Source organism: Rhizobium sp. AAP43 (assembly GCF_001296045.1).
GTDB lineage: Bacteria > Pseudomonadota > Alphaproteobacteria > Rhizobiales > Rhizobiaceae > Allorhizobium.
Window position 1 is genome coordinate 127784 of sequence record NZ_LJHS01000012.1, and the last position, 23847, is coordinate 151630.

The following is a 23847-nucleotide window of genomic DNA, read 5'->3' on the forward strand; positions in this document are numbered from 1 at the left end:
ATGAGCGAACGCCGCACGACCTTCCTCGGCGCGCTTCTGACGACCCTCGGCCCTATTTCCATGGCCATTTACACACCGGCTATGCCGGAACTGGTGCTGGCATTCGGTACGACGGAAGCCGCCATCAAACTGAGCCTCTCGCTCTATTTCGCCGGCTTTGCATTGGCCCAGCTGGTTGCGGGGCCCATGGCCGACGCTTTGGGACGCAAGCCGGCGACTTTGATGTTTCTGGCGATCTATATCGCAGGCTCGCTGCTGGCGACGGTGGCAGGCTCGGTAGAACTTATCCTCGTTGCACGCCTGATACAGGGTGTCGGCGCCTCGGTCGGCGTGGTGGTCGGCCGGGCGATCGTCCGCGATCTCTACACAGGCTCTGAAGCAGCCCGCATTCTCAACACGATCGGGATCTTTCTCGCGATTGGACCGGCCATGGGACCAACACTTGGTGGCCTGACTCTTGCGGCCTTTGGCTGGAACGCTGTCTTTCTTCTCTTGGTCGCTTTCGGCAGTCTCACCGCCGCTTGCGTCGTCTTTCTGCTGAAGGAGACGACGACGCCCGACCTCGGCAATCTGCGCCCGGCAAGGCTCGCGACGAATTACGCAGAGGTCCTGCGCAATCCCATATTCCTCTGCGCCTCCCTGGTCCTCAGCGGCACTGTTGGCGCACTCTATGCGCAATCGACCATGCTGCCTTTCGTGCTGATCAATGAAGTCAAGCTGACCCCGGTCCAGTTCGGGATCGGCATGCTGATGCAGTCCGGGGCCTATCTGACCGGCTCGCTGACACTGAAGGCGGCTTCACGCAGGATTTCAGGACAGCAAGCATCCGTCATCGGGATTTCTCTCTGCGGCGTTGGTGCGGTGATCATGGCGGCCTCGGTCGCTTTTGTTGCACCCGTCTTCCTGTCGATCATGGGGCCGGTCGCGGTCTGCACATTCGGGCTCGCCTTTCTGACCCCGCAGGTGATCACCGTCGGCATGGCGCCCTTCCCACATATTGCCGGCTCCGCATCGGCGATGACGGGCTTCCTGCAAATGACGGCAGGCTTTGTCGCTGGCGCGGCCGCCGCGGCAATCGGCAATCCTCTTACAGCCTTCGGCACCATTATCCCGGCAATGGAACTCAGTGCCGTAATTGGCTTCCTTTTGCTCGGCAGACTTGTGAAACGGGTATGAAAAAACCCGCCTTCGGGATCGAAGGCGGGTTTTTCCAATGGCCGACAACTGCGACCGGATCAGCGCAGATTACGCTTAGCAAGCGTCCGCAACCGCAGGGCATTGAGCTTGATGAAGCCGGCCGCATCCTTCTGGTCGTAGGCGCCCTGGTCGTCTTCGAAGGTGACCAGCTGGTCGGAATAGAGCGACTTGGACGACTCACGGCCGATAACCATGACATTGCCCTTGTAGAGCTTCAGCGTCACTTCGCCTTCGACATGCTCCTGGCTCTTGTCGATCAACGCCTGCAGCATCTCGCGTTCCGGGGAGAACCAGAAGCCGTAATAGATCAGCTCCGCATAGCGCGGCATGATCTCGTCCTTGAGGTGCGCCGCACCACGGTCGAGTGTGATGGATTCGATGGCGCGGTGCGCCGAGAGAAGGATCGTGCCGCCGGGGGTCTCGTAGACGCCGCGCGACTTCATGCCGACGAAGCGGTTTTCAACGAGGTCGAGACGGCCAATGCCGTTGTCGCGGCCATAGGTGTTGAGTTCGGCCAGCAGCGTAGCCGGGCTCATGCGAACGCCATTGATCGAGACGGCATCACCCTTTTCGAAGCCGACCTTGATGATGGTGGCCTTATCCGGAGCGGCTTCCGGCGAAATCGTGCGCATGTGCACGTATTCAGGCGCTTCCTGGGCCGGATCTTCGAGAACCTTGCCCTCGGAGGAGGAGTGCAGAAGGTTCGCGTCAACCGAAAACGGCGCTTCGCCCTTCTTGTCCTTGGCGACCGGGATCTGGTGCTCCTCAGCGAAATTCAGGAGATCCGTACGGCTCTTGAACGCCCAGTCACGCCAGGGCGCGATGATCTTGATATCGGGGTTGAGTGCATAGGCCGAAAGCTCGAAGCGGACCTGGTCATTGCCTTTACCCGTTGCGCCATGGGCGATCGCGTCGGCACCAGTCTTCCTGGCGATGTCGATCAAGTGCTTGGAGATCAGCGGACGGGCAATCGACGTGCCGAGCAGATAGACGCCTTCATAGACGGCGTTGGCGCGGAACATCGGGAAGACGAAATCGCGGACGAATTCCTCGCGCACGTCCTCAATGAAGATTTCCTTGATGCCGAGCATCTCGGCCTTCTTGCGGGCTGGCTCAAGCTCTTCACCCTGGCCGAGATCGGCAGTGAAGGTCACCACTTCCGCATTGAGTTCGGTCTGGAGCCATTTCAGGATGATCGAAGTGTCGAGGCCGCCGGAATAGGCGAGGACGACTTTCTTCACGTCTTTTGGGAGTGCCATATCGATGCGTTCCGTCTGGAGGGGACGGGGCTCAGACCCCGTCTGGATCAAGAATGGCGGCACTTTTAGCGAGATTCCACCGAGGTGCAAGGGCGACGAATGGAATAGACCATCGCTGACGGCTGGCGGTGACCAGCGCAGCCAGCATCCGGGCATTTGCTGTCCGTGATCCCGGACGTCTTGTTGACGATGAAGAAGGAGGTAACCATATCCCGACCACCGACGAACCGCAGACCTTAAAGGAGTTCATCATGATGAACACACATCCCGCCCTCGCAAAAGGACATGTGGCTGTTGTCACCGGAGCCGCATCCGGCATCGGACTCGCTTCTGCGAAGACCTTCGCCCGCATGGGCCTTTCAGTCGTTCTGGTTGACATCGAGGGTGAACGGCTTGCAACAGCACTGGCCGAAGTGACCGAGCTTGCACCCGCCGGTGAAGCGGATGCAGTCGCGATCGCAGCTGACGTTTCCAAACCTGACGAACTGGAAGCGCTGGAGCGCGCGGTGATTCAGCGGTTTGGCCGGGTGCATGTCCTGATGAACAATGCCGGCATCCAGCCGGGCAGTGCCTTGTTCGGGCCGCAAGCCAATTGGGATAATGTCTTTGGCGTGAACCTGATGGGCGTCATCTATGGAACCCGGACCTTCGGTCCTGGCATGATCGCGCACAGGGATCCCGCGCTCATCATCAATACGGGCTCCAAACAGGGCATCACGACACCACCCGGCGATCCCGCCTACAACGTCGCCAAGGCAGGCGTGAAGGCCTTCACAGAGGCTCTTCAACACGAACTGCGCAACACGCCGGACTGCAACGTGACCGCACACCTGCTGATCCCCGGTTTCGTCTTTACCGGCCTGACGGCAAATGGCAGGACCGAGAAACCATCGGGCGCGTGGACGCCGGAGGAGACGGTTGATTTCATGCTGGAAAGCCTCGTCAAAGGAGACTTCTACATCCTCTGCCCGGACAACGATGTGAACCGCGCCCTGGACGAAAAACGGATCGCCTGGGCCGCCGGAGACATCATCGAAAACCGCCCTCCACTGTCGCGCTGGCATCCGGACTATGCCAACGCCTTCAAGACATACCTGTCAAATCCCCAAGGCTGATTGGCAAGGTCTCTGAAGGCCGCTAAGGATGACGCACCCGCAAATGGCGGGTGTTTCGTCATGCGGTGACCTCAATGGATTTCATCCCCAGCCTTCCCGTCTTTCTCGCCTTCAGCTTGGCACTCCTGCTCCTGGCCATTACGCCAGGGCCCGACATGACACTCTGGATCAGCCGCTCCCTGCGCGATGGCCGAGCGATCGGTCTGATGACACTCGCGGGCACGAGTTTTGGCATCGCGATCCACACCATGCTTGTTGCCTTCGGTATCTCTGCCTTGATCGTGGCGTCGCCGACAGCCTTCCTGCTTCTGAAAACGGGTGGTGCCGCCTATCTGCTTTGGCTCGCCCTGCAGGCAGTCCGGCACGGCTCGAACTTCGTGATCAAAGCGGAGGGAGACGCGGTCGTCTCGAAGAAGGGCGCTTTTCTGAACGGGCTCTGGGTCAATCTCCTCAATCCCAAGGTCATCATCTTCTTCATGACCTTCCTGCCGCAGTTCGTCACCGCCACGGACCCGAATGTGACAGGCAAGCTGATCTTCCTCGGCCTGTGGTCGATCATTCTGTCGCTGCCGATCGGCGTCGGCATCGTCTATGGGGCGGATTTCATGTCGAGCTGGTTGCAGGCGAACCGCAAGGTTCTGCGCGGCATCGATTACACCTTTGCCGGCGTCTTCTCGATCTTCGCGATGAAGATCTTCATGACCCAGGCCAAGTAGGGTGGAAGGCGGGACTGCCGTCCCGCCGAAACTCAATCGTCGTCTTCGCCGTGATTAGCGATCATCATCGCCTCAAACGCCAGACGCTCGGTCTTGCGCATGCGCTCGGATTCCGACTTCAGCTGGCCACAGGCAGCCAAGATATCACGCCCGCGCGGCGTGCGGATCGGAGACGCGAAACCGGCCGAATTGATGAAATCGGCGAATTTCTCGATCTGCGCCCAGTCGGAACACTGATAGTTGGTGCCAGGCCAGGGATTGAACGGGATCAGATTGATCTTCGCCGGAACCCCCTTCAACAGCTGGATCAGACCCTTGGCATCTTCCAGACTGTCATTGACGTCCTTCAGCATCACATATTCAAAGGTGATGCGGCGGGCATTGGACACGCCCGGATAGTTCCGACAGGCTTCGATCAACTCCTTCAGCGGATACTTCTTGTTGATCGGCACCAGCATGTCACGCAACTCGTCACGCACGGCATGCAGCGAGATCGCCAGCATGACGCCAATCTCTTCGCCGGTGCGATAAATCTCGGGAACGACACCCGAGGTCGACAGCGTGATGCGGCGTCTGGACAGCGAAAGACCCTCACCATCCGACGCAATCAGCAAAGCGGTCTTCACCTCTTCGAAATTATAGAGAGGTTCACCCATCCCCATCATGACAATATTGGTAATCTTTCGATCGCTGGACGGCACCATGGCACCAACAGGCGTATCACGATCCGGGAAGTCTCCAAGACGGTCACGAGCCAAGAGGAGCTGCGACAGGATCTCTTCCGCCGTCAGATTGCGAACCAGCTTCTGGGTGCCGGTATGACAGAATGAACAGGTGAGCGTGCAGCCGACCTGGCTCGAAATGCAGAGTGTGCCGCGGCCTTCTTCGGGGATGTAGACGCTTTCGACCTCGACCGGACGACCGGCACCGCGCGGCGGAAACCGCAGCAGCCACTTGCGGGTGCCGTCGTTGGACACCTGTTCCTCGACGATCTCGGGGCGCGCGATGGTAAAATGCGTCTTCAGCATTTCGCGCATGTCCTTTGAGACATTCGCCATGTGGTCGAAGTCGGAAACACCCCGCACGTAGAGCCAGTTCCAGATTTGCGCGACACGCATCTTGATCTGCTTTTCCGGCACACCCTTGTCACGCAGAGCCGCGCCGAGATCGTCTCGGTTAAGGCCAATCAAGCTCGGCTTCTCGCCACCAGCGGAAGCACGGGGAGCGACGATCGTCTGCGTGCGTTCAGGAAGCGTCACGGTGACAGTCATGTTCAGACCTCTTGGCCATATCTCGAACCCTGCTCGGCAGGAGCGGCTCAACTCTGGCACTGCATGGATACGGGTTTGAGGACGCTGGACAGGCCACGCGTCCGAGTTTCAGCGGCCAATAGCAGCTTTTTTCCGTTTCGTCACCCCGGGCGACTTCGGCAAGCCGGCGACCAAACGGAAACGGGGCCGGCAATGCCGGCCCCGATCATCAATCGCTGTGCAAAGAGCTTACTTGCAGTTCTGAATCTTCTGCAGGGCAGCCGAAATGCCGGACAGCGAATAGCTGTAATTGGTGGCGGTGCCGCGCGACGAAACAGCCTTCACCGTCATCGAGGAGCCATTCTTCATGGCAGCGACGAGCGCGGGCTCTTCCGCAGCATTCTCAACCCAAGCCGAACTGTCCTTGACGAACATCACGAAATTCTTGTCGTCGATCGTCACATTGACCTTGGAATCACCCTTCATCGGATATCCCATCATGGCCTGTGGCTCATATGAAATGTTCTGACCGGGGCGCTGCGAGACGACGAAGAAGATATCGCCGTGATTGACGCTGGCCGGCTCCTTTGTCGTCGGAACGGACAGCACGTAGCAAACGGTGCCGCCGTTGGACTTGTAGGAGTAGGCGCCCCAGGCCTTGAACTGCTCGATCCGCGTCGGCGATTGAGCATTTGCGAGCCCGCTGCTCGCCAGGATGAGTGCCAGTGCGGTTACGCTACTTCTTACGAACATGTCTTCCTGCCGGTTGTTTCCATCCAGCGCCCGACCCGATGGTTGGACGCGCATCGCCAAAAACTGCGTTCAGTTTGACTTAATTTACCTTACCAAACCGTGAACGGGATCCAATTTGATGTCGCAATCCCGAGCCACGGTCATCCCGTTCGGCAAGATCCACACATCGGCCTTGCAGCCGTTGCGCGATGTAGAAGGAAAGAATTAGGCGAGAATTGGGCTTGCGCCCGTTTTCCCGCTTTGACCGATCATGTGCGTGATGCAGTCGGACCCTCACCCTCCGGGACATCCGCAAGGACATCATCGGCAGCATCGTAATGGCGCTCCTTGATGTGCTTGTTGATCATGGCAAGCGCAGTCGTCAGCACCGCGATATCATCGGTGAAGCCGACAACGGCCAGAACGTCCGGAACAACATCAATCGGCATGACAAAATAGGCAAGCGCTGCAAGCAGCGTACCGCGCACGCGCAAGGGCGTTTCACGGTCAACGGCACAATAGTAGGCAGCCACCACATCACGCGAAAACGGGATGCGCCGAGCCGCCTTGCGGAAGGTCGGCCAGAAGCGGTCACGCACTTTCTGCTCCTGCTTTTCCTGGGTCGCCTCGTCGCCAGGAAGCAGGATTTCACCGATTTTCACGTCATCCATGACCGTCGATCCTTGTTGCTGCAGATCAACCATATGTGAAGACACGGGGAGAAATTCAATGGCCGGAATTGCCGCCGGCCGCCCGGTCCATCATCACGGCAAGCTTGAAATCCAACTCGGTAATCCCGCCAGCGTCATGAGTCGTCAGTGTCACGTCGACTTTGCGATAGACGTTAAACCACTCCGGATGGTGATCAAGGTGCTCAGCCGCGAGTGCGGATTCGGCCATGAAGGCAAAGGCCCGACGAAAATCCCGAAAGATGAAGTGCTTTTCCAGAGCGGCTCCGTCGCGGCAGATGGCCCATCCTTCCATTCCTGCAAGGCGCGCGGCGATTGCCGCCGGATCGAGTTTCTCGTATCGCATCTTAGTCTCCTGAATTTCCGGAATGATCCATGCCCAAGCCATCCGTCCTGTTCGTCTGCCTTGGCAATATCTGCCGCTCTCCCCTTGCCGAAGGAATCTACCGCCATCTCTGCGGCGCAGCCCATGACGACGAGAGCATTGGATCTGCGGGCCTCGGCGGCTGGCATGCCGGCGACCCGCCGGATCCTCGGTCAATCCACGTTGCCAGACAACACGGTATCGACATATCGCACCAACGCGCCCGGCAGTTGAGCCTCGACGACTTTCGACGCTATGAGTTAATCCTTGCCATGGACAGCAGCAATCTTGCGCGGCTCACGGAATTGGCGCCCAAAGACAGCATAGCCAGAGTGGAGCTCTTCAGCCAAGCCTGCCATGGCACTCAAGAAGATGTACCAGACCCGTACTATGGCGCGGCCGACGGGTTCCGGAGCGTCTACACCATGCTCTTTGCCGGGTGTGAGGCACTGGTGGAAAGCACGGGGCGCGATACCGCCTCGTGAAGCGGGAACACTTCTTCGGTGAGATAGGGCCCACCTCCAACCGACTCTTTCGAGGATAGGAGCACGAAGCGGGAAACCGTGAACGGAACAGTGCTGAAATCGCCGCGACCGGCCATGTAGTGCACGACGTCCTCAACCCGTGAGGCCTTCAACCGTGCAAGCGTCACATGGGGCGAGAATCGGCGTGGATCCGGCGGCAGACCGATCCGCTGGCAGATGCGTTCGATTTCGGCCTGCAGGGCAAACATCTCGGGTGCCGGAGAAACGCCGGCCCAGATTGAATGCGGTTTTTTCGATCCAAACGACCCGACACCATTCAACGAGAGAGAGAATTCAGGTCTGTCGATACGATCGAGCCGATCGACGATCTCGTCTGCGGTCCGACCATCCACATCGCCGATAAACCGTAGGGTGATGTGGTAGTTCTCAACATCGATCCAGCGACCGCCGGGAAGGCCGCCGCGCAACAATGAAAGGCTCATCGCCGCATTGCGCGGAATTTCGAGGGCAGTGAACAATCTCGGCATGGAGAGTTCCTCGAATCTTTTGCAGATGCTCACAGCGAATCACGCAAGGCCCGGACGCGCAAGAGCCTAATTCTGGTTACCCTCAATCGTCTTCACCCAAGTCTCGACGAGAGGCAGCATCCGCGTGGAAATCAGGTCGAGACCTTTTGTGTTCGGATGCATGCCATCCTCCAGCAGCAGGGAACGTTCGGTGATCACGCCCTCCATGATAAAGGGATAGAGCGGCAACTGATGCTTTTCGGCAAGGCGGGGATAGATTGCGTTGAATTTCTGGCCGTAATCATCGCCCATATTGGGTGGCGCCATCATGCCGACGAGAAAGACCGGGATGCCGCGCGCCTTCAGCTGTCTGATGATCTGCTCGAGGTTACGTTCCGTCTGATCGGGTGGGACGCCACGCAGGGCGTCGTTGGCGCCGAGCTCGAGGATAACACCATCCGTCCCATCAGGAACCGACCAGTCGACGCGCGACAAGCCGCCTGACGTCGTATCTCCCGAGACCCCTGCATTGGTAATGGAAAGCTCATGCCCTTTCTCGGCAAGTTTTCGCTGCAACTGCGCGGGCAGCGCATCTTCCTGAGGCAGCTGATAACCGGCCATCAGGCTATCGCCGAATCCGACAAGTTGAAGGTTTTGGGCTGAAACACCGGTTGCGCCGGTAAGAATGCCCGTCAGGATCACGGCGAAATGAAGCAGCGCTGCTTTAAAACTCATGGTGCCTTTCCTAGATTGCATCAGTGTCGCCCCTTCAGTCTGGACAGGCGGCGACCCTTGTTTCCAGTGATATAGGATGCCCGCGTGTGAGAAACACCATCATCGAACTGAAAAGCGCCGATCTCACTCTGGGCAATGCCGCCGCCTCTGTGCATGTTTTGAAAAACATCGATCTTTCGATCGCGGAGGGCGAAGCCGTGGGCATTGTCGGGCCGTCCGGCTCGGGCAAGTCGACGCTGCTGATGGTGCTTGCCGGCCTGGAACGATTGGACAGCGGCGAGATCAACCTGCGCGGAACGCCGCTTCACACATTGAGCGAAGATCGGCTGGCGGATTTTCGCGGCAAGAACATCGGCATCGTCTTTCAATCCTTTCACCTGATCGCCAACATGACAGCGCTTGAGAATGTCGCCGTTCCGCTGGAGCTTGCCAATGTGCGCAATGCCTTCGACATTGCCCGCGCAGAGCTTGAGGCCGTCGGCCTTGGCGAACGACTGAGCCACTATCCCGGTCAACTTTCCGGCGGGGAGCAACAGCGCGTGGCGATTGCGCGCGCGCTCGCTCCCTCCCCGGCCGTCCTCATTGCCGATGAACCGACAGGCAATCTCGATATGGATACGGGCCGACAGATTGCTGACCTGCTGTTCGCCAAGCAGAAGGAACGCGGCATGACGCTCGTGCTCGTCACCCATGATCCGTCTCTGGCAGCCCGTTGCTCAAGGCAGATCCGCGTCGCTTCCGGCACGATTGCCGGCGACAGCCTGTCCGAATCCTTTCATCGCGCCCCGGTGCCAGCATGACGGGCTCATTGACCCGCTTGTCCGTCGCCCTTCGAATTGCGCTCCGCGAACTGCGTGGTGGTCTCAAGGGCTTCTACATCTTTCTCGCCTGTATCGCGCTTGGAACAGGCGCAATTGCGGCGGTCAATTCCGTATCCGGTGCAATTACGAACGCGATCTCGTCCGAAGGCAGGACGCTGCTTGCGGGGGATATGCGCTTCGAATTGGACAATCGCGAAACGACTGCGGAGGAACGCGCCTTTCTGGAGCGCTTCGGTGATGTCTCGGTGTCGACCAATCTCAGATCCATGGCACGTCTCGCCGATGGTTCGGACCAATCGCTGGTCGAAATCAAGGCTGTCGACCAGGCCTATCCTCTCTATGGTCGTCTCACCGCAGAGCCCGACCTCCCTCTGAATGAGTTGCTCGCGCCCGAGGGGGATGTCTACGGCGCCCTCGTGGCACCCCTTCTGCTGGAGCGCATGAACATCAAGGTCGGCGACGACCTGCTGGTCGGCAACGCCCGCTTCCGCATTACCGGCACAATCGCCAACGAACCGGATGCCATCTCGGACGGCTTCGGCTTTGCCCCCCGCTTCCTGACCAGCCGTGACGCTTTGCGCGCAAGCGGCCTCATCGCAACCGGCAGCCTGGTGGAACATGCCTACAAGATCCGGTTCGAGAACCCCGACCAGAGCGCAGCTGCCATCCGGACTGAGGCGGAGCGCGACTTCCCGGCCGCAGGCTGGTCAATCCGGGCCAGCGACCGTGCAGCACCTGCCCTTGCCGAAAATGTCGAACGTTTCTCCCAGTTCCTGACCTTGGTTGGTTTGACCGCATTGATCGTTGGCGGCGTCGGCGTGGCCAATGCGGTCCGTGCCTTCCTCGATTCCAAGCGGACGGTGATCGCAACGCTGAAATGCGTCGGCGCTCCGGCCTCCGTGGTCGTGATGGTCTACCTCATTCAGATCACACTTGTCGCCACGCTCGGCATAGCTCTCGGCCTTGTGCTTGGCGCCATCGCACCCATGATTACGGCGAGCTACCTTCGGGGCGTACTGCCCATCTCAACCGAATTCACCCTGTATCCCCGTGCGCTCTCGCTCGCCGGTATCTTTGGGCTTCTGGTGACCTTTGCTTTTGCCATCCTGCCGCTTGGCCATGCGCGTCGCGTGCCCGCGACAGCGCTGTTTCGCGAGCAAGGCTTCGAGGAAAGCGGCCTCGCACCATGGCCCTATATCGTCACCATGGTAGTGGCCCTCGGCGCCATGGCGGCGCTGGCCATCTTTACCTCGGAACAGCAACGCATCGCGACGATCTTCTTGGCAGCTATGGCAGCCGGCTTTGTGCTGTTACGCTTGGTCGCCTATCTGATCGCACTTGCCGCCAAGCGCAGCCCGCGCATCAACTCGGCTGCCCTGCGCCTGGCGGTTGGCAATATCCACCGCCCGGGCGCCCTGACACCTGCGGTGACCCTTTCGCTTGGCCTTGGACTCAGCCTGCTCGTGGCGCTTGCTCTGATCGACGGTAATCTGCGCCGGGAACTTACCGGCAACCTGCCCGAAAGGGCACCCAACTTCTTCTTCGTCGACATCCAGGGCAGTGAAGTCGAGCGCTTCCGGCAAGTGGTCGAAGGTCTTGCACCCAAAGGCAAGCTGATTGAAGTCCCAATGCTGCGGGGACGGGTGCTTGAGTTAAACGGCATCGACGTCGCGAAGGTCGACGTGCCGCCGGAAGGTCGCTGGGTGCTGCGCGGTGACCGAGGATTGACCTATGCTCGCAACCTTCCCGAAAACAGTTCGCTGGCAGAGGGAGAATGGTGGCCCACAGACTATGCAGGTGAACCGCTGGTCTCTTTTTCCGAGGAGGAAGGGCGCGAACTCGGCCTGAAGATTGGCGACACCATCACCGTCAACGTGCTCGGTCGCAACATCACGGCAAGGCTCGCAAACTTCCGCAAGGTGCAGTGGGAAAGTCTGTCGATGAATTTCGTCATGATCTTCTCGCCGAACACGTTTGCAGGCGCGCCCCATGCCTGGCTCGCGACGTTGATCGACGGAGACGCGACGGCCGGCGATGAAGCCACGATCCTGGGCTCAGTCACCCAGCAATTCCCGACGATCACAACAGTCCGGGTGAAGGATGCGATCGAGGTCGTCGACAAGCTGGTCGGCCAGCTTGCCACCGCGATCCGCGCGGCCGCAGCTATCGCGCTGATCGCCTCCGTGCTGGTCCTCTCCGGCGCACTGGCGGCCGGAAACAGAGCCCGCACCCATGACGCCGTCATTCTCAAGACCCTCGGGGCTACCCGGGCCATGCTGATCCGTGCCTTCACCTACGAATACATGCTGCTTGGCACTGCCACAGCCGTCTTCGCGCTGGCATCCGGCGGTGGCATTGCCTGGTTTGTCCTGACCCGGATCATGAAACTCCCATCCGCATTCTTGCCAGACGTTGCAGTCTCGACGATCGTGATTGCGCTCGTCGTGACGATCGGCATTGGTCTCGCAGGGACATGGCGCATTCTCGGACAGAAGGCGGCCCCGGTTCTCAGGGAGCTCTGAACGCGCCCGACAAGCATTACGCCGTTTTAAGGTGAAGGGCCTTGCCGACAGGCGGGGGACATCTCATATTGGAGATACGCATGCTGGGCTTCGCAGCGGCGCAGGAGTTTTGCTCCGCCGTACAACATCGAAGCTTTGAAAGAGGAACTCATGTCTGAACTTCGCAACTATCAAAGCCGGACGGGGAACGCCCAGTCGGCCACGATGATCGACGAAGGTCTGCGCGCCTATATGCTCAAGGTGTACAACCTGATGGCACTCGGCCTCGCCATCACTGGCGTCGCGGCTTTCGCTACATTCCAGATGGCCGTATCGAGCCCTGCCTTCGCTCAGGCGATTTATGGATCGCCGCTGCGCTGGGTGGTCATGCTGGCGCCGCTTGCCATGGTCTTTTTCCTGAGCTTCCGCATCGAAAAGATGAGCGTCGCGGCCGCCCAGACCACGTTCTGGATCTATGCAGCCCTGATGGGACTGTCGCTGTCGTCGATCTTCCTCGTCTACACGGGCGCCAGCATCGTGCAGACCTTCTTCGTGACGGCAGCCTCCTTTGGAGCGCTGTCTCTCTATGGTTACACGACCAAGCGTAGCCTGTCCGCAATGGGCTCGTTCATGGTGATGGGCCTGTTTGGCTTGATCATTGCTTCGCTCGTCAATCTGTTCCTCGCGTCGTCCGCACTGGATTTCGCGATTTCAGCAGCCGGCGTTCTGATCTTTGCTGGCCTTACCGCCTGGGATACGCAGTCGATCAAGGAAGCCTACTACGAGGCCGATGGAGCTGAGACTGCTGGCCGCAAGGCCATCATGGGCGCGCTGCGTCTCTATCTCGACTTCATCAACCTCTTCCTGTTCCTCCTGCGCTTCCTCGGAAACCGGGACTAACCGGACACGCTTTGTGGCATATCGAACCCCGCTTCGGCGGGGTTCTTTTTTGCCCTTCCCTCTTAAAGGGGGAAGTCCGTAAACTCTATCGGATCAGCACTTCGGGCCCGCATCACCGGCAATCAGGCACAAAAAAACCTCCGGCTTTCACCGGAGGTTTTTTGGATGACCTGTATTGGATCAAGCTTATGCAGCTTCTTCCTGGGAGTCGTCTTCGTCGATGGTCTTGCCGCGCTTCGGACCCTTGGCGAGGTTTACCTCGACGAGGCGAACAGCTTCGGTTTCAGACATCTTGTTCACAGCGGCGATTTCACGAGCCATGCGATCAAGCGCTGCTTCGTAAAGCTGGCGCTCAGAGTAAGACTGTTCTGGCTGGTTTTCCGCACGGTAGAGATCGCGAACGACCTCGGCGATCGAAATCAGATCGCCGGAATTGATCTTCTGATCATATTCCTGGGCGCGACGCGACCACATGGTGCGCTTGACGCGCGCCTTGCCCTGCACGACCTTCAGGGCGCGGTCTACGAAATCGGTTTCGGACAGCTTGCGCATACCGATGCTCACAGCCTTTGCGACCGGAACCTTAAGACGCATCTTGTCTTTTTCGAAATCGATCACAAAAAGCTCGAGCTTCATGCCGGCGACTTCTTGCTCATCGATGGCGGTGATGGTACCCACGCCATGAGCGGGGTATACGATCGACTCGCCGGTCTTGAAGCCGTGGCGTGCCGAGGAATTCTTCTTCTGCTGCTGGGTCGTCATTCTAATCAAACACTCCCTGTTTTGCTCCGGCGTGGGTGCCGGCCGCCGGGTCGGTCAGGCCCGGATGAGATGTCTCGAATACGTCGACACATCCTGCTCCAGTGCGACACAGCTGAACATCACGTTTGCCGCGATGATAAAGCGACACGGAGTGTCGCCCGATCTCACGTAATTCGAGGCAAAGGTGAAGTTGCTTTCGTGATGGTTCTGGGCACAACTATGCCGCAAAGTGGAACAGTTTCTGGACCCTATCACAAAAAGATGCGGAAATCAATATTTTACTGCATCGCGTCACAAAGCGGGCACAGATGGCACCGGAAGGAGGCCGTGTGACGGAAAAATGAGCACGAATCGCTTGATTGGGGGGACCCGGACTGCGATGAACCTTAATCGCCCGAGCCCGGTTTTTCCGAGAAATACTGTTCGAACTTGCCGTCGACGCCGTCCATTTCCTTGGCTTCTGGCATCGGGTCCTTCTTGACCGTGATATTCGGCCATATCTTCGCGTAGTCCGCATTGATCTTGAGCCACTTGTCGAGACCCGGCTCTGTGTCGGGCTTGATCGCCTCTGCGGGACATTCAGGTTCGCAGACGCCGCAGTCAATGCATTCGTCCGGATGGATGACGAGGAAGTTTTCGCCCTCATAGAAGCAATCGACGGGGCACACCTCGACGCAGTCGGTATATTTGCAGCGAATGCAATTGTCAGTGACGATATAGGTCATGCGGCACTCCAGAATGACGTTCTCAAACAACCGACGCGGGGCCATCGACACACCCGAGGGGCACCTGTGGACCGCGCAACAGAAACGATCGAATAGGTTTGAACCGTTCTTGTTGGATAGCGATGTGAGCTACTGCGTTATTCTGGCCAAGGCAAGGATAACAATTCTCATTTTTCCGGCAGGTGGGCAAAATTTCTAGTCGACATCGCCATCGAAGGGAGCGCGCAGCTCTTCGAGCGCCCGGCGCTCCTTTTTGGTCGGTCGACCAGCACCCGCCGGACGAACACCCTGCTCGAAGGGCGAGAATTCCTTTCTCACCGGTGGTGGAGTCAGGTCTTCGTAGAGCAGTCGGGCCTCCTCATAGGGCCCGCGCCGTTCTCCCGGCAGCTTCACGACCAGGATGAGCTCGCGCTCAGGCATTGAGATATCCAGTCTATCACCCGCCTTGAGCTGGTGACTGGGCTGGCGCACCGGCTTGCCGTTGACGCGCACATGCCCCGACGCCACGCGCTCTTGCGCGAGGCTGCGTGATTTTGCCACACGGGCGAAGAACAGCCATTTGTCGATGCGCTGGCGCGAACCGGATTTTGGCTGATCGTCGTCCATGGCTACTTCTTCAATTGATCCTTCAGAGCGGCCAGCTTGGCGAAAGGCGAATCCGGATCGATCGGCTTCTCCTTGCGCGGCGGCTTGGCTTCAAAGCGCTGGCCACCCTGCGGCCGACCGCTATCACGATCCGGACGGGGTCCACGATCCTTGCGATCACCGCCATTGCCGCGGTCCTGGCGATCGCCCTTGCCGGCGAATTTGCCACGGCCACCGTCCGGCTTCTCATTGCGTCCACCATCACGACGGCGCTCGTCACGCTGTCCTTCAACGCGCGCATCCCCGCCTTCGTTGCGACGGCCCTGCCCCTGCGGCCGGCGATCGCCCGTCGGACGTCCACTGCTGCGCTGGGTATCGCCGCGACCGCCGGGGCGCCACAGCAGCACAGGCTTCGGTTCCGCGGTTTCCGCAGCCGAAGCCCCGGAAGCAACAGACCCGGCATCCATTGCGGCCTCAGCCGTAGCTTCAACCGGCGCGGCCGACGCTTCGGCCTGAGGCTCGTCGCTCGACGGATCGGCATCATCGGCGCTATCATCACCGGCAGCCTCCGCAGGTTCTGCCTGAACGGCAGCGGCAGCAACGCCACCCTGGGCCGACAGGTGGGCAGCTGCTTCTTCAGGAGAAACGCTGTCTGCACGATAACCGAGACCCTTCAAGATCTCTTCCATATCATCTGGCGTCGCACCGAGAATGGACAACATTGCCGTCGTCGCGGTGAAGCGGCGGCCGTCATAGGCGCCGTCCGGACGCGAGCCAGAACCCGGTTTCCACTGCAACAAAGGCCGGATCAGATCGGCCAGGCGCTCGAGAATGTCGATACGCACGGCCCGCTTGCCGAGGAAGCGGAAGCCAGCCAGCTTGTAGAATGTGCGCTCAAAGTTTGCATCGGTGACAACGGAGGTCCGCCCTGCCGCCAGAACCGGAATGAGATCGCCGTAGCCCGGCTTGTCCAAGCCGTCATTTTTCAAAGCCCAGAGCAGCGTGATCATCTCGGCTGGCGCCGGCTTCAGCAGTGCCGGCATGAAGATGTGATAGGCACCGAAGCGAACGCCATAGCGGCGCATCGAGGCGCGACCGTCCTGGTCAAGCGACTTCACATCGTCGGCAACGTCGCGGCGGAAAAGCACACCAAGGTTCTCGACGAGCTGGAAAGCGAGACCCTTGGCAAGACCCTGAAGATCCTCCGCGCGGGACAGATCGTCGAGCGGCTTCAGCACGGTCGAGATGTGATGATTGACAAAGCGCTCGACACGGGCAGCCACGTGATCACGGGCATTGCCGGTAAGCTGCTCGTCAGCAAGAAGGAGGACCCGCGGATGAAGAACATGATCGGTCCCGATCAGACGCGCGATGGGATCGCCGAGCCAACGGACGACACCGTCAGAACCAATGGCAAAATCACCGTTGCCTGAAGCATGCAGACGGGCAGCCCGCGCTTCGAACTCCAGCGCCAGCGCCTTGTGTGCAGCAGTCTGCACGGCCTTCGCGTCCGGCCCCTCGCCACCGGAGATCGGCGTGAACCGGAACCCGGAGAGTTGCCCCATGGCATGGCCTTCTACGAAGACGTCACCGTTCACACTGATTTCAGCTTCCAACATCGCATTCTCTCTCAAGCGCTTCATGAGCACAGATGTCCTGCGGTCAACAAAGCGTTTCGTCAACCGTTCATGTAACGCATCGGATAATCGGTCCTCGATTTCCCGCGTCTTTTCTTGCCAGTGTGTCGGATCGGCAAGCCAACCGGGCCGATTCGACACGTATGTCCAAGTTCTTATCTGCGCAATACGCGCCGACAAAGTGTCAATCTCTCCATCCGTGCGATCCGCTCTGCGAACCTGCTCGGCCAGGAAATCCTCATTCACCGTCCCTCGTCGAACAAGATCGAAGTAGAGGCTCTGAATCAGATCAGCATGCTGTGCCGGTGTAATACGCCGATAGTCGGGCAAGGCACAGGCCTCCCACAATTTTTCGACGCGCTCCGGCCGGTCGGTGATATCGGACACCTCCGGATAGCGCGATAGATATTCGAGCGACTGCTGGTCCGTCGCCGGCAGCGCCCGCGTCAGCCCCTCGACACGCGGCGTCGCATCCAGGCTCCGCTGCAGGGCCGCGACGGAGGAAAAATCGAACCGCTCCGTGCGCCATTGCAAGACCTTGACCGGATCGAACTGATGCGTTTCGAGCCGCTCCACGAGTTCATCATCCAGGGGATCAACACGACCGGTCACCCCAAAGGTACCATCCTTGACATGCCGACCGGCGCGACCCGCGATCTGTCCAAGTTCCCCAGGATTGAGATTGCGGAACTGATAACCGTCAAATTTTCGATCCTGAGCAAAGGCAACGTGATCGACATCGAGATTGAGGCCCATACCGATTGCATCCGTCGCAACCAGGTAGTCGACATCGCCCTCCTGGTAGAGACCAACCTGCGCATTGCGGGTGCGCGGGCTGAGCGCCCCAAGCACAACTGCAGCACCACCCCGTTGGCGCCGGATGAGTTCCGCGATCGCATAGACCTCGTCGGCAGAGAAGGCGACGATTGCCGTCCGCTGCGGCAGGCGGGTGATCTTCTTTTGTCCGGCATAAAAGAGTTGCGACAGGCGCGGCCGTTCGACAACGGTTATGCCGGGCAGGAGCTGAAGCAGGATCGGCTTCATGGTCGCCGAACCCAGCAGCAATGTCTCCTCGCGTCCGCGCAGATGCAGGAGCCGGTCGGTAAAGATGTGGCCACGCTCAAGATCGCCGGCAAGCTGGATCTCGTCGATCGCGACAAAGGCCACTTTGGTCTCGCGTGGCAAGGCCTCTACCGTGCAGACCGAAAAGCGCGCATTGGGAGGGGTGATTTTCTCCTCGCCCGTAATCAGGGCGACATTCTTGACACCAACGCGTTCGACCACCCGCGTGTAAACTTCGCGCGCGAGCAACCTAAGGGGCAGACCGATCATGCCCGAACCATGCGCAACCATGCGATCGATGGCGAAGTGTGTCTTGCCCGTATTCGTCGGCCCCAGCACTGCAGTAACGCTGCGACCACTCAAGATCATGGGATGGCTGTTCAATGAACGCTCCGCTCGTCGGGCCATCCACCTCGTCGAGGATCCGGCACCAGTGTCGAGACACATGGCCATGAAGTTCGGCAAAGGCAAGGTTATTTTGGCCGCCTTCGACCAAAAACATCGAGCGCCTGCACACACAATGCGACATGACCGGCAAGGAACAGCGGGCGAACGAAACGGAGACGAATCGATGACTCGGCCGGATTCGTGCTTTGTTCCCGAGTTCCCTCTTTCGAAAGAGAGTACGGGAATAAACGACAGATTGCGCGCGATGGAACCTCGCCTTCCTACCGGACGTTCCGGGCGGAAAGGATTGCCTCATGAAACTGTCGCCTCCCCAACCCGAATGGATCTCCGCCCAAGCCGGCGGGAAGGACTTCGTGTTCATTCATGGGATGGTCATGGCGCCATCCTTTTGGGCAACCTACGCGCCAGAGGTTGCCCGACAAGGACGTGCCGCCGCTTACCCTCTACCGGGTCATCATCCATGGCAACTTCCAGCGCCGGGTATTCACTTCGACGCGAAGGCCGTTGCCGACGCTTACGCGGAGGCGATCAGGCGGGATTTTGATGGCCGTTCGGTCACCCTGATCGGCCATTCGACGGGCGGTTTCGTTTCCTTGCTCATCGCCATGCATCATCCCGACCTCGTCCACGCCGTCATCCTGATGGGCGCGTTTGCATGCGGACGCTTTGAGGGGCAGGAGCGTCTGCCAGCAAAGCTTCTCCGCATTCCGAAAGTCGGCCCCTTCCTGTTTCGACAGTTTTTCCTGCGCTGGATTTCAACCCAGGAACAATTTCGTTGGGGTTCATTGGAATGCGTTTTTGATCGTGCATGCCCATGGCAAGATGAGCGGGCGGTTGCCGCGATGGAAGGTGTCCGCAAAGATCTGCTGCGAGCGCGGCCGGAAGACATCGCGGCTTGCATCCGTTTCATGTCATCCACGACGCTGCTGCACGGACTGACGACGATTCCGGCACCGGTCTTGAACATAGTTGGCGCCAATGACGCTATCGTCCCGCCCGCACATCAGTTGCGCGTCTCAAAGCTGCTGCCGCAGACGCAAACAGTCATCCTCAGCAATTGCGGTCACCTGCCGATGGTCGAGCACCAGCGCCAGACGGAGCGTATCATTGAGACATTCGTGCGATCCCTGGAGATCAGATCCAAGCCAGCGATACGTGAAACACATCTCAGCACGGCATCGGTATGGGCGCGGCTGGGTTTGTCAGCGCTTGCCAAGCAACCGTTTGACGCGATGGAACAAAAAAACAGGGCTCGCGTTGATCCAGCACACGAGGTGAGTTTCACCAAGTCGAAGGAGAGGGCCATAAATGTCTACAATTCTCATCGTAATTTTGATTCTGTTGCTGATCGGGGCACTTCCGAGCTGGGGTCATAGCCGCAGCTGGGGCTACGGTCCGTCAGGGGGCCTGGGGCTCGTACTGCTCATCCTCATCATCCTGATGTTGATGGGTCGAATCTAACGTCACTCTCATAAGGTTTAGGACCATGAAAAAGATCTTTCTGGCAGTAGCCCTGATTGCCCCTCTCGCAGCCTGCACTGCCACGGAACGCGGTGCATCCGTCGGTGCCGCAGGTGGCGCCATCATTGGTGGCGTGGCCACCGGCAATGTCCGCGGCGCAGCCGTTGGCGCAGCAGTGGGTGGTGTCGCTGGCGCTCTGATCGGCAACTCGCAGGAACGCCGTGGCTACTGCGTCTATCGCGATCGTTACGGCCGCACCTACGAAGCACGCTGCCGCTAAGCGTATAACACACTCAAAAAAGGCTGCCGATCTCATTGATCGGCAGCCTTTTTCATGCGTGCATTAACACTTCGATCAAAGCCGGAACGAAGCCGGCCCGAATCGCAGACATAGGGATATTCAGGTTTCGTTCACCGCTAGATATTGTGATTTTGGAATCGGCTAACCACAGATCACTGTGGAAATTAACGCCTGAGGCAGGACTGATATCTACTCGTGTTAACGCTTGAGCCTGACGATCGAAAACCGATGTCTCTATCGGTTTTCGATCTGTCCAGATCAAACAAAGAACTGCCCACCATTGGCGGAGATCGTTGAACCAGTGATAAAGCCCGCATCGTCGGAGGCAAGGAAAACGACGCAACGCGCAATCTCTTCAGGCTCTCCAAGCCGACCGACAGGGATCTGCGGAATAATCCGCTCGGCCAGTACCTTTTCGGGGATCGCACGGACCATTTCAGTTCCAATATAACCTGGGCAGATAGCATTGACGGTGATTCCCTTGGCCGCCCCCTCCTGCGCCAGCGCCTTTGTGAAACCGAGATCGCCGGCTTTCGCAGCGGAATAGTTCGCCTGCCCCATCTGACCCTTCTGGCCGTTGATCGAGGAGATATTGATGACGCGCCCGAAGTTCCGGTCCCGCATGCCGCCCCAGATTGGATGTGTCATGTTGAACAGGCCTGTGAGATTGGTGTTGACCACCTCCCCCCATTGCTCAGGCGTCATCTTGTGGAACATCGCATCACGGGTGATCCCCGCATTGTTGACGAGCACTTCGACCGGGCCAAGAGCCGCCTCGACAGCAGCAATACCGTCTACGCAGGACTGATAGTTAGACACGTCCCATTTGAAGACCGGAATTCCGGTTTCGCTCTCGAAGGCCTTCGCCTTTTCTTCATTCCCGGCGAAATTGGCGGCCACCTTGTAGCCCGCCGCCTTCAGCGCCACCGAAATCGCGGCACCAATACCGCGCGTTCCTCCGGTTACCAAAGCCACTCTGCTCATGCCCGTCCTCCCCTTTTGTTTGTTTAACCTGTCCCATCTGGGTCACGCCGAGCCGCTTCCCGTCGCTCCGGCATGCCTCGCCCTTCCTGGCTATTCGCCAGGAGGGCAAATGATTGTTTGAGGGTAAGCTGGCTTCATCACCGGCCCGGTATCAGAAAGCCTCGAGGCACATGGCAACACCCATGCCGCCACCGATGCAGAGCGTCGCAAGTCCCTTCTTGGCGCCGCGGCGCTTCATCTCAAACAGCAGCGTGTTGAGAATGCGGGCACCCGAAGCACCAACCGGATGGCCGATCGCGATCGCGCCCCCATTAACGTTGACGATCGAGGTGTCCCAACCAAGATCCTTGTTCACTGCGCAGGCCTGGGCAGCAAAAGCTTCGTTCGCTTCGACGAGATCTAGGTCGCCGATCTTCCAGCCGGCCTTTTCAAGCGCCTTGCGCGAGGCCGGGATCGGCCCGGTGCCCATGATTTTCGGATCAACGCCAGCCGTTGCCCACGAGGCGATGCGAGCGAGCGGGACAATCCCGCGCCGCGAGGCTTCGGCTTCCGTCATGAGGAGAGCAGCTGCGGCGCCATCATTGATGCCCGATGCGTTACCAGCGGTTACCGAGCCTTCCTTGTCGAAGGCAGGCTTCAGCTTCTGCATGCTTTCGAGCGTGGCGCCCATGCGAATGTATTCGTCTTGATCGACAATCACGTCGCCTTTGCGACCGGGCACTGTGACCGACACGATCTCGTCCTTGAACCGTCCCGCGACCTGGGCTGCCTCGGCCTTGTTCTGCGAGGCAACGGCGAAGGCATCCTGCTCATCGCGGCTCAGTTGCCATTGGCGGGCGACATTTTCAGCGGTCGTGCCCATATGGTAACCGTAAAAGGCATCGGTCAGGCCATCTTTGATCATGGTGTCGACCAGCTTCAGGTCACCCATCTTGGTGCCATTGCGCAGATGTGCGCAATGTGGCGCCATCGACATCGATTCCTGGCCGCCCGCGATGATGATCCTCGCATCACCGGTAGCAATTTGTTGCATACCGATGGCGACAGCGCGCAGGCCGGACCCGCAAAGCTGATTGAGCCCCCAGGCGGTCGCCTCCTGCGGAATGCCGGCCTTGATCGCCGCCTGTCGAGCAGGATTCTGGCCTTGGCCAGCCGTCAGGATCTGGCCCAGGATCACCTCGTCCACTTCGCCGGCCTCGACACCTGCGCGTTCGAGCACGCCCTTCAGCACGATCGCACCAAGATCATGCGCCGCAACACTCGACAATGCACCGTTGAAAGAGCCGACGGCCGTTCTGGCGGCGCTGGCAATGACGATGGACGGGGTGGTCATGGACGTATCCTCCGATGCGTTATGGTTGAGAAGAAACTGACAAAGACTTCCACCGGTGTCAAACGAGATAAAAGCCCGCGCTTCCTTCTTTGGTTGCACTGCCATGACAAACATCAATTGCTCTTCGTGCATTGCACAAAGAGATTGTCACCGGGCTTCATTTGCGCTTACATTCGTCGCTGGGAAGAGCAAAAATAACCGAAAAACGACGGGTTAGGAGACCGCAATGGCCAAAGCCGATGGCGAAATCACGATCAAGAAATACGCCAATCGACGCCTCTACAACACCGGGACCAGCACCTACGTCACGTTGGAAGACCTGGCCAAGATGGTCAAGAAGGGCGAGGATTTCGTTGTACAGGATGCGAAGTCCGGCGAGGACATCACGCATTCCGTTCTGACCCAGATCATCTTCGAGCAGGAATCCAAGACCGGGAATACCTTGCTTCCGATTTCCTTCCTTCGTCAGCTGATCGGCTATTACGGCGACCAGATGCAGATGGTGGTGCCAAGCTTTCTCGAACATTCGATGAAAGCCTTTACAGAACAGCAAAGCCAGATGCGCGAGCAGGTAACCCGGGCTTTCGGCGATAACCCGCTATCGAAGAACCTGCAAATGCCGATCCAGCTGATGGAAGAGCAGGTCAAGCGCAATACCGAAATGTTCCATCAGGCAATGCAGATGTTTTCGCCCTTCGTGGCCGGACAACAGCCGGCCAAGGAAAGCCGCAAGGCCGAGGCCAAGGACATTGACGACCTGAAGGAGCAGCTGCGCTCCCTGCAGAACAAACTCGACAATCTTTGAAAGATCTGCGGCGGATCGCGTCCGCCGCAATCCCCGCTTGCGCTCCTGCAAGCAGATTAGAGACCGATGGAAATATCGCGGGTTGCCGTTCTGTTGGAAATCGTGAAACCGGCAACCACATCGATGAGAGCAATAACCATCAGGCTGAAGAACAGCTGCGTTGCAGCGTCCCGCACGAGCAGGAACTCGACAAGGAACGCAATGAAAACCAGCATCGACAGCATATGATTGAGAAGGGAATGACGACTGCTCATCGTCGCCTTCAACACTTCCACGAACAGAACGATAAGTGCCGTCAGCACCAGCATATCGCCAAGTGTGACGGTCCATATGGCACCGGAGAGCATCGGAACAGCCGCAAGGTTTCCAGCGAAAGCTTGGACACCCGGACCGAACATCACGATGTTATAGAAGACAAACGGTATCAGCATCAGCGGCACGGCAACGAACATCTGCAATCCTTCAGCTTGTGGATGCCGACCCGATCGGCGGCGTTCTGCCGCACACTGTAACG

The 23847-nt window shown here is 58.9% G+C and carries 25 protein-coding genes; 11 read left to right on the forward strand and 14 right to left on the reverse strand.

Annotation, left to right across the window (positions count from 1 at the left end):
* Nucleotides 1–1176: a multidrug effflux MFS transporter gene (locus IP76_RS09230; protein WP_054157923.1), complete on the forward strand. Its 1176-nt coding sequence runs from the start codon at nt 1–3 to the stop codon at nt 1174–1176.
* Between the two features lie 59 nt (nt 1177–1235).
* On the opposite strand, the gene IP76_RS09235 is transcribed toward IP76_RS09230, so the two are convergent.
* Nucleotides 1236–2456 (reverse strand): argininosuccinate synthase, encoded by a 1221-nt coding sequence (locus IP76_RS09235; protein WP_054157924.1) that lies wholly within the window; start codon nt 2454–2456, stop codon nt 1236–1238.
* A 251-nt stretch (nt 2457–2707) separates the two neighbouring features.
* On the opposite strand from IP76_RS09235, the gene IP76_RS09240 reads away from it, so the two are divergent.
* Nucleotides 2708–3571: an SDR family NAD(P)-dependent oxidoreductase gene (locus IP76_RS09240; RefSeq protein WP_054158077.1), complete on the forward strand. Its 864-nt coding sequence runs from the start codon at nt 2708–2710 to the stop codon at nt 3569–3571.
* 74 nt (nt 3572–3645) lie between these two features.
* Nucleotides 3646–4287 carry a LysE family translocator gene (locus IP76_RS09245; RefSeq protein ID WP_054157925.1) on the forward strand — a complete coding sequence of 214 codons (642 nt, stop codon included), beginning with the start codon at nt 3646–3648 and terminating at the stop codon, nt 4285–4287.
* 32 nt (nt 4288–4319) lie between these two features.
* Here IP76_RS09245 and rlmN read toward each other — a convergent pair whose 3' ends face one another.
* The 4 genes from rlmN to IP76_RS09265 form a co-directional block, all read right to left on the reverse strand.
* The gene (gene rlmN, locus IP76_RS09250; protein ID WP_054157926.1) at nt 4320–5558 is read right to left on the reverse strand and encodes a 23S rRNA (adenine(2503)-C(2))-methyltransferase RlmN; all 1239 of its coding nucleotides are present in this window, start codon (nt 5556–5558) and stop codon (nt 4320–4322) included.
* 228 nt (nt 5559–5786) lie between these two features.
* Entirely contained in the window at nt 5787–6290 is a 504-nt protein-coding gene (locus IP76_RS09255; RefSeq protein ID WP_054158078.1) for an invasion associated locus B family protein, read from the reverse strand.
* A gap of 248 nt (nt 6291–6538) precedes the next feature.
* Complete coding sequence (locus tag IP76_RS09260; protein ID WP_054158079.1) at nt 6539–6940, reverse strand: YkvA family protein; 402 nt, start codon at nt 6938–6940, stop codon at nt 6539–6541.
* Nucleotides 6941–6995: 55 nt separating this feature from the next.
* On the reverse strand, nt 6996–7304 hold the full coding sequence (locus IP76_RS09265) for a 4a-hydroxytetrahydrobiopterin dehydratase (protein ID WP_054158080.1): 309 nt from the start codon (nt 7302–7304) through the stop codon (nt 6996–6998).
* Nucleotides 7305–7333: 29 nt separating this feature from the next.
* On the opposite strand from IP76_RS09265, the gene IP76_RS22775 reads away from it, so the two are divergent.
* Nucleotides 7334–7807, forward strand: coding sequence for a low molecular weight protein-tyrosine-phosphatase (locus IP76_RS22775; RefSeq protein ID WP_082352473.1), 474 nt, complete (start codon nt 7334–7336; stop codon nt 7805–7807).
* Here IP76_RS22775 and thpR read toward each other — a convergent pair.
* Complete coding sequence (gene thpR / locus IP76_RS09270; RefSeq protein ID WP_054157927.1) at nt 7741–8334, reverse strand: RNA 2',3'-cyclic phosphodiesterase; 594 nt, start codon at nt 8332–8334, stop codon at nt 7741–7743. The two genes, IP76_RS22775 and thpR, sit on opposite strands and share 67 nt — an antisense overlap.
* 66 nt (nt 8335–8400) lie before the next feature.
* Entirely contained in the window at nt 8401–9048 is a 648-nt protein-coding gene (locus IP76_RS09275) for an arylesterase (protein WP_054157928.1), read from the reverse strand.
* A gap of 86 nt (nt 9049–9134) precedes the next feature.
* Between IP76_RS09275 and IP76_RS09280 the strand changes: the two genes are divergently transcribed.
* The 3 genes from IP76_RS09280 to IP76_RS09290 all read left to right on the forward strand — a co-directional run bounded on the left by IP76_RS09280 (nt 9135) and on the right by IP76_RS09290 (nt 13270).
* On the forward strand, nt 9135–9848 hold the full coding sequence (locus tag IP76_RS09280) for an ABC transporter ATP-binding protein (RefSeq protein WP_054157929.1): 714 nt from the start codon (nt 9135–9137) through the stop codon (nt 9846–9848).
* Entirely contained in the window at nt 9845–12391 is a 2547-nt protein-coding gene (locus IP76_RS09285; RefSeq protein WP_054157930.1) for an ABC transporter permease, read from the forward strand. Before IP76_RS09280 ends, IP76_RS09285 begins: the two co-directional genes overlap by 4 nt.
* Before the next feature lie 150 nt (nt 12392–12541).
* On the forward strand, nt 12542–13270 hold the full coding sequence (locus IP76_RS09290) for a Bax inhibitor-1/YccA family protein (protein ID WP_054157931.1): 729 nt from the start codon (nt 12542–12544) through the stop codon (nt 13268–13270).
* Between the two features lie 186 nt (nt 13271–13456).
* Here the strand turns inward: IP76_RS09290 and IP76_RS09295 are convergent, their stop codons facing one another.
* The 4 genes from IP76_RS09295 to IP76_RS09315 all read right to left on the reverse strand — a co-directional run bounded on the left by IP76_RS09295 (nt 13457) and on the right by IP76_RS09315 (nt 18410).
* Entirely contained in the window at nt 13457–14032 is a 576-nt protein-coding gene (locus IP76_RS09295) for a CarD family transcriptional regulator (RefSeq protein ID WP_054157932.1), read from the reverse strand.
* 386 nt (nt 14033–14418) lie between these two features.
* Nucleotides 14419–14757, reverse strand: a complete 339-nt coding sequence (gene fdxA, locus IP76_RS09300; protein WP_054157933.1) for a ferredoxin FdxA — start codon at nt 14755–14757, stop codon at nt 14419–14421.
* A 195-nt stretch (nt 14758–14952) separates the two neighbouring features.
* Nucleotides 14953–15363 (reverse strand): RNA-binding S4 domain-containing protein, encoded by a 411-nt coding sequence (locus IP76_RS09310; RefSeq protein WP_054157935.1) that lies wholly within the window; start codon nt 15361–15363, stop codon nt 14953–14955.
* A 2-nt stretch (nt 15364–15365) separates the two neighbouring features.
* Nucleotides 15366–18410: a helicase-related protein gene (locus IP76_RS09315; RefSeq protein WP_054157936.1), complete on the reverse strand. Its 3045-nt coding sequence runs from the start codon at nt 18408–18410 to the stop codon at nt 15366–15368.
* A 332-nt stretch (nt 18411–18742) separates the two neighbouring features.
* Here IP76_RS09315 and IP76_RS09320 point away from each other — a divergent pair, with 332 nt between their 5' ends.
* The 3 genes from IP76_RS09320 to IP76_RS09325 are packed head-to-tail and all read left to right on the forward strand — an operon-like array spanning nt 18743 to nt 20190.
* Nucleotides 18743–19825 carry an alpha/beta fold hydrolase gene (locus IP76_RS09320; protein WP_054157937.1) on the forward strand — a complete coding sequence of 361 codons (1083 nt, stop codon included), beginning with the start codon at nt 18743–18745 and terminating at the stop codon, nt 19823–19825.
* Nucleotides 19758–19910: a DUF3309 family protein gene (locus IP76_RS22780; protein ID WP_082352474.1), complete on the forward strand. Its 153-nt coding sequence runs from the start codon at nt 19758–19760 to the stop codon at nt 19908–19910. Before IP76_RS09320 ends, IP76_RS22780 begins: the two co-directional genes overlap by 68 nt.
* A 25-nt stretch (nt 19911–19935) precedes the next feature.
* The gene (locus IP76_RS09325; RefSeq protein WP_054157938.1) at nt 19936–20190 is read left to right on the forward strand and encodes a glycine zipper domain-containing protein; all 255 of its coding nucleotides are present in this window, start codon (nt 19936–19938) and stop codon (nt 20188–20190) included.
* Nucleotides 20191–20469: 279 nt separating this feature from the next.
* On the opposite strand, the gene IP76_RS09330 is transcribed toward IP76_RS09325, so the two are convergent.
* Both IP76_RS09330 and IP76_RS09335 read right to left on the reverse strand, forming a co-directional pair.
* On the reverse strand, nt 20470–21195 hold the full coding sequence (locus IP76_RS09330) for a beta-ketoacyl-ACP reductase (RefSeq protein ID WP_054157939.1): 726 nt from the start codon (nt 21193–21195) through the stop codon (nt 20470–20472).
* A gap of 151 nt (nt 21196–21346) precedes the next feature.
* Entirely contained in the window at nt 21347–22528 is a 1182-nt protein-coding gene (locus tag IP76_RS09335) for an acetyl-CoA C-acetyltransferase (RefSeq protein ID WP_054158081.1), read from the reverse strand.
* Nucleotides 22529–22754: 226 nt separating this feature from the next.
* Here IP76_RS09335 and phaR point away from each other — a divergent pair, with 226 nt between their 5' ends.
* Nucleotides 22755–23333: a polyhydroxyalkanoate synthesis repressor PhaR gene (phaR, locus tag IP76_RS09340; protein WP_054157940.1), complete on the forward strand. Its 579-nt coding sequence runs from the start codon at nt 22755–22757 to the stop codon at nt 23331–23333.
* Between the two features lie 56 nt (nt 23334–23389).
* Here phaR and IP76_RS09345 read toward each other — a convergent pair whose 3' ends face one another.
* The gene (locus tag IP76_RS09345; RefSeq protein ID WP_054157941.1) at nt 23390–23785 is read right to left on the reverse strand and encodes a hypothetical protein; all 396 of its coding nucleotides are present in this window, start codon (nt 23783–23785) and stop codon (nt 23390–23392) included.
* Nucleotides 23786–23847: the final 62 nt, after the last annotated feature.

What these genes read in the sequence shown, in the direction of transcription:
- IP76_RS09230 (WP_054157923.1), top strand. Translation starts at nt 1, where the DNA reads ATGAGCGAACGCCGCACGACCTTCCTCGGCGCGCTTCTGACGACCCTC.
- IP76_RS09235 (WP_054157924.1), bottom strand. Translation starts at nt 2,456, where the DNA reads ATGGCACTCCCAAAAGACGTGAAGAAAGTCGTCCTCGCCTATTCCGGC.
- IP76_RS09240 (WP_054158077.1), top strand. Translation starts at nt 2,708, where the DNA reads ATGATGAACACACATCCCGCCCTCGCAAAAGGACATGTGGCTGTTGTC.
- IP76_RS09245 (WP_054157925.1), top strand. Translation starts at nt 3,646, where the DNA reads ATGGATTTCATCCCCAGCCTTCCCGTCTTTCTCGCCTTCAGCTTGGCA.
- rlmN (WP_054157926.1), bottom strand. Translation starts at nt 5,558, where the DNA reads ATGACTGTCACCGTGACGCTTCCTGAACGCACGCAGACGATCGTCGCT.
- IP76_RS09255 (WP_054158078.1), bottom strand. Translation starts at nt 6,290, where the DNA reads ATGTTCGTAAGAAGTAGCGTAACCGCACTGGCACTCATCCTGGCGAGC.
- IP76_RS09260 (WP_054158079.1), bottom strand. Translation starts at nt 6,940, where the DNA reads ATGGATGACGTGAAAATCGGTGAAATCCTGCTTCCTGGCGACGAGGCG.
- IP76_RS09265 (WP_054158080.1), bottom strand. Translation starts at nt 7,304, where the DNA reads ATGCGATACGAGAAACTCGATCCGGCGGCAATCGCCGCGCGCCTTGCA.
- IP76_RS22775 (WP_082352473.1), top strand. Translation starts at nt 7,334, where the DNA reads ATGCCCAAGCCATCCGTCCTGTTCGTCTGCCTTGGCAATATCTGCCGC.
- thpR (WP_054157927.1), bottom strand. Translation starts at nt 8,334, where the DNA reads ATGCCGAGATTGTTCACTGCCCTCGAAATTCCGCGCAATGCGGCGATG.
- IP76_RS09275 (WP_054157928.1), bottom strand. Translation starts at nt 9,048, where the DNA reads ATGAGTTTTAAAGCAGCGCTGCTTCATTTCGCCGTGATCCTGACGGGC.
- IP76_RS09285 (WP_054157930.1), top strand. Translation starts at nt 9,845, where the DNA reads ATGACGGGCTCATTGACCCGCTTGTCCGTCGCCCTTCGAATTGCGCTC.
- IP76_RS09290 (WP_054157931.1), top strand. Translation starts at nt 12,542, where the DNA reads ATGTCTGAACTTCGCAACTATCAAAGCCGGACGGGGAACGCCCAGTCG.
- IP76_RS09295 (WP_054157932.1), bottom strand. Translation starts at nt 14,032, where the DNA reads ATGACGACCCAGCAGCAGAAGAAGAATTCCTCGGCACGCCACGGCTTC.
- fdxA (WP_054157933.1), bottom strand. Translation starts at nt 14,757, where the DNA reads ATGACCTATATCGTCACTGACAATTGCATTCGCTGCAAATATACCGAC.
- IP76_RS09310 (WP_054157935.1), bottom strand. Translation starts at nt 15,363, where the DNA reads ATGGACGACGATCAGCCAAAATCCGGTTCGCGCCAGCGCATCGACAAA.
- IP76_RS09315 (WP_054157936.1), bottom strand. Translation starts at nt 18,410, where the DNA reads ATGATCTTGAGTGGTCGCAGCGTTACTGCAGTGCTGGGGCCGACGAAT.
- IP76_RS09320 (WP_054157937.1), top strand. Translation starts at nt 18,743, where the DNA reads ATGAAACTGTCGCCTCCCCAACCCGAATGGATCTCCGCCCAAGCCGGC.
- IP76_RS22780 (WP_082352474.1), top strand. Translation starts at nt 19,758, where the DNA reads ATGTCTACAATTCTCATCGTAATTTTGATTCTGTTGCTGATCGGGGCA.
- IP76_RS09325 (WP_054157938.1), top strand. Translation starts at nt 19,936, where the DNA reads ATGAAAAAGATCTTTCTGGCAGTAGCCCTGATTGCCCCTCTCGCAGCC.
- IP76_RS09330 (WP_054157939.1), bottom strand. Translation starts at nt 21,195, where the DNA reads ATGAGCAGAGTGGCTTTGGTAACCGGAGGAACGCGCGGTATTGGTGCC.
- IP76_RS09335 (WP_054158081.1), bottom strand. Translation starts at nt 22,528, where the DNA reads ATGACCACCCCGTCCATCGTCATTGCCAGCGCCGCCAGAACGGCCGTC.
- phaR (WP_054157940.1), top strand. Translation starts at nt 22,755, where the DNA reads ATGGCCAAAGCCGATGGCGAAATCACGATCAAGAAATACGCCAATCGA.
- IP76_RS09345 (WP_054157941.1), bottom strand. Translation starts at nt 23,785, where the DNA reads ATGTTCGTTGCCGTGCCGCTGATGCTGATACCGTTTGTCTTCTATAAC.